Annotated in this window: 3 protein-coding genes; 2 read left to right on the top strand and 1 reads right to left on the bottom strand. The window is 43.5% G+C overall.

What is annotated here, in order from left to right; translation table 11 throughout:
• Positions 1-272 (bottom strand): hypothetical protein (locus ACCM36_RS07710; protein WP_370573171.1); only part of this gene is annotated, 272 nt, incomplete at its 3' end.
• A 208-nt stretch (positions 273-480) separates the two neighbouring features.
• On the opposite strand from ACCM36_RS07710, the gene ACCM36_RS07705 reads away from it, so the two are divergent.
• Together ACCM36_RS07705 and mbhE are read left to right on the top strand one after the other, a co-directional pair.
• Positions 481-1,026, top strand: coding sequence for an Hsp20/alpha crystallin family protein (locus ACCM36_RS07705; protein ID WP_370573170.1), 546 nt, complete (start codon positions 481-483; stop codon positions 1,024-1,026).
• A 161-nt stretch (positions 1,027-1,187) separates the two neighbouring features.
• A partial coding sequence (gene mbhE, locus ACCM36_RS07700; RefSeq protein ID WP_370573169.1) for a hydrogen gas-evolving membrane-bound hydrogenase subunit E occupies positions 1,188-3,463 on the top strand: 2,276 nt, incomplete at its 3' end.

Genomic DNA, 3,463 nt, shown 5'->3' with positions numbered 1-3,463 from the left:
ACCAGATCAATGAATACCTGCATATAATGCGGAGGCACACAGCCAAGGCTTTCGCTTCCATTCTGAATAAGTGACAGCAAATATTCCAGGTCTTCTTGACCTAGCTTTTCCAGCCTTTCTCTGAAATCCTTTTCACTTGTAGCAAAATGATTGGCAAGAGGTGGCAAAATAGATTTGTAGGGAGCACCTGAACCTGCACAATCCAGACCTTTACACTCGGGAGCTACTTGTTTCAATAGATTGATATCTTTCTGAGAGAGCTCTCTTGGCATTTGTATCTTCCTCTCCTTATTTGATTTTCGTGTGCATGTATGATCTCAATGATATTGATCTTACCTGCTAAAAAGATTTTTGGTAATAATTATTTCATAATGTAGTCATTGATTGACAATGTCAGATGAATATGGAAATAAAAAAGTTCCAACAGCTCATACTTATATATTAAATTGGTCAAGAACATTTCAAAATCGGTGTTATGGTATGAAGGATAAGAGGAAAAAAAAAGGTAAAATAAAAACCAAGGGTTTCTTTGATGAAGTCTTTGGTCCGGACTATTTTGATCATATAGAAGATCTGATAGAAAAGATGATAGAAAATCTGGGGTCTGATTTGAACAAATTTCCAACACCCTTCATTTATGGCTTTTCTGTTCTCAACCATTCGGAAGACGAACCTGAAATACGGGAATTCGGCAGCTTACCTGCAGAATCCACAACAGAAGGATTTGGGGAAAAGAGTTCCTTTATACAGAAACGTAAGCCCTTGATAGACATAGTAGAAACAGACGATAGAATTTATGTTACGGCAGAGCTTCCGGGAATCTCGACAGGTGAGATCATTCTAAAAGCAACAGATATTTTGCTTGATCTTAAGGCTTCTCACGGCGAACGGAAGTACTCGGAGCAGATCATACTGTCATCAAAAGTTGATCCTGAAAGTGCAAAGGCCACTTACCGCAACGGAGTGCTGGAAGTGGTCCTGAAGATATTTGATGCTGAAAAGACAGTGCTGGTACATGTCGAATAAATGGTTTCACTTATAGATGGAATCTGATGATGGACACACCGCCTTACAGGACATATAAGCATACCTTTTACATGTACTCACTTTTTAAAATTTTAATTCGTTATATAGTCAGAATCCATCATTAAAAACAATTATATATACGTAGAATAATGGGGGTAGGCATGGACCCATTCATATCGATAACATTGGCGGTATTCCTACCATTCTTGTTGGCCGCTGCAGTGCCAGCAGTAGAGAAGTTGATAAAACACAGAGTTGGCTGGTTTGCTTCACTCATTGCTTTCGTGAGCTTTCTGCTGGTTATCAGTGTCGCGCCTCTTGTGATACATGGTGATCACTTCCAGGCATCTGTGGAGTGGCTTCCCTCGATGGGTGTGGAATACAGTATATATGTGGATGGCCTGAGCATTCTGTTCGGTATCATCATAACCGGTATAGGCATAATCATTATGTCCTACTCTAACGGCTACATGAGCCACAAAGAAGATCTGCCCAGGTATTACCAATGGCTTCTCTTGTTCATGGGTTCCATGCTGGGAATGGTATTTGCTGCCAATACGATAATGCTCTTTATCTTCTGGGAACTTACCAGTATAACCTCTTTCATGCTCATTGGCTACTGGAGGAACAAACCGGAATCTGATTACGGTGCCACTAAATCGTTGTTAGTGACAGCTGCAGGCGGGCTTTTCATGCTTGCAGGCTTCATAGTACTACGTTCCATAACAGGCACCTTTGATATACCAACGATCCTTCAGAATGAGGCACTGATAGCAACAGTGCAAAGTCATGAACTATTCCTTGCAGCTCTTGTATTGGTATTTATTGGGGCAGCATCAAAATCCGCCCAGGGTCCTTTCTATATATGGCTTCCCAACGCAATGGAAGCACCAACCCCGGTCAGTGCCTTTCTGCACTCGGCCACCATGGTAAAAGCCGGTATTTACCTTGTTGCCAGGATACACCCGATATTTTCAGGAACAGAAGCCTGGTTCATACTGGTAAGTGGTACAGGGATCATCACAATGCTGGTTGCAGGTTTCCTGGCCTTCAGGCAGACCGATATAAAAGCTATACTTGCGTATTCCACTATCAGCCAGCTGGCATATATCATGACAATGTTCGGCTATAGTACATATCAGGAACCAGGCATGGGAGTTGCTGCTGCAACCTTCCATCTGCTTAACCATGCAACCTTCAAGGCATGTTTGTTCCTTGTGGCTGGTATCGTTGCGCATGAAGCTGCCACCCGTGATATTACAAGGCTCGGTGGTTTACGACATGAGATGCCTATTACGTTCATTATCGCAACGATCGGTGCCCTTTCCATGGCAGGAGTTCCGCCTCTAAATGGTTTTTTGAGCAAGGAAATGTTCTATGAGTCTTCCATTGAGATGGGACATGCACTCGGAAGTCCTTTCACATTTATTATACCAGCTCTGGCCGTAGCTGGCGGAGTGTTCACTTTTGCATACTCGATCAAGTTCATAGCTGCCATTTTCCTTGGCAAGCGCCCTGATAAAGGGTTACCGTCCCATATCCACGATCCTTCGTTCGTTATGATCCTTCCGGCAGCTTTCCTTGCCGGACTCATCATACTTTTCGGGCTTGTACCATCTATAGCAGTGCAAAATCTGGTGGAACCTACGGCTTCTTCAATAATGATGGAAGCTCAGCATTTGCATGTGCAGCTCTGGCATGGACTGACAGGCTCCCTGGCAATGACTCTGATAACCTTCCTGCTGGGTATTGCAGTATACACAAAGTATGACTCTATAGCCGAATGGCAGAACAGCTTTAATCGTAAGTTCCCGATGATCAGTGTCAATTACATGTATGACGGCCTTGTGAACAACGCAAAAGGAACTCTGAAAGGATTCTCCTCTTTCATGCAGCCAGGACCGGTCAAGGGATATGTGCTTGCCTTCCTGGGTTTAATGGTCCTATTGTTCGCAATACCTTTCTTGAAACTTTCAGCGGGTTTTGTACCAAAACTGGACTTCAATGTGGAACCATACGAAGCACTAGTGTTCTTTTTTATGGTGGTGGCTGCTGTGGGAGCAGCAGTATTGCCTAAATATCTACCGGCTGTGATATCCCTGTCAGCCCTTGGATACCTTGTAAGTTTACTTTTCATATATCTGTCAGCCCCGGACCTTGCACTTACGCAGGTGCTTGTGGAAACCCTTTCCACTATTATTTTCCTGCTTGCCATTGTTAAGATCCCCCAGACCTTTAAGGAACATATATCTCCTTCCCTGTTCATCAGAGACGCTCTGATAGCAATATGCGTAGCCTCCGTAGTATTGATATTGCTGTTGAGCGCAACTCCGGGTATCATACCGCCTTTTGAATCGCTTTCGTATTATTTCATAGAAAAGGCCTGGCCTCTTGCAGGTGGTCACAATATTGTCAACGTGATCATCGTGGACTTCAG

The organism is Methanomethylovorans sp. (assembly GCF_041305605.1).
Lineage (GTDB): Archaea > Halobacteriota > Methanosarcinia > Methanosarcinales > Methanosarcinaceae > Methanomethylovorans.
Note: the sequence above shows the minus strand (reverse complement) of the source record. Positions and strands in the feature narration are given on the sequence as shown.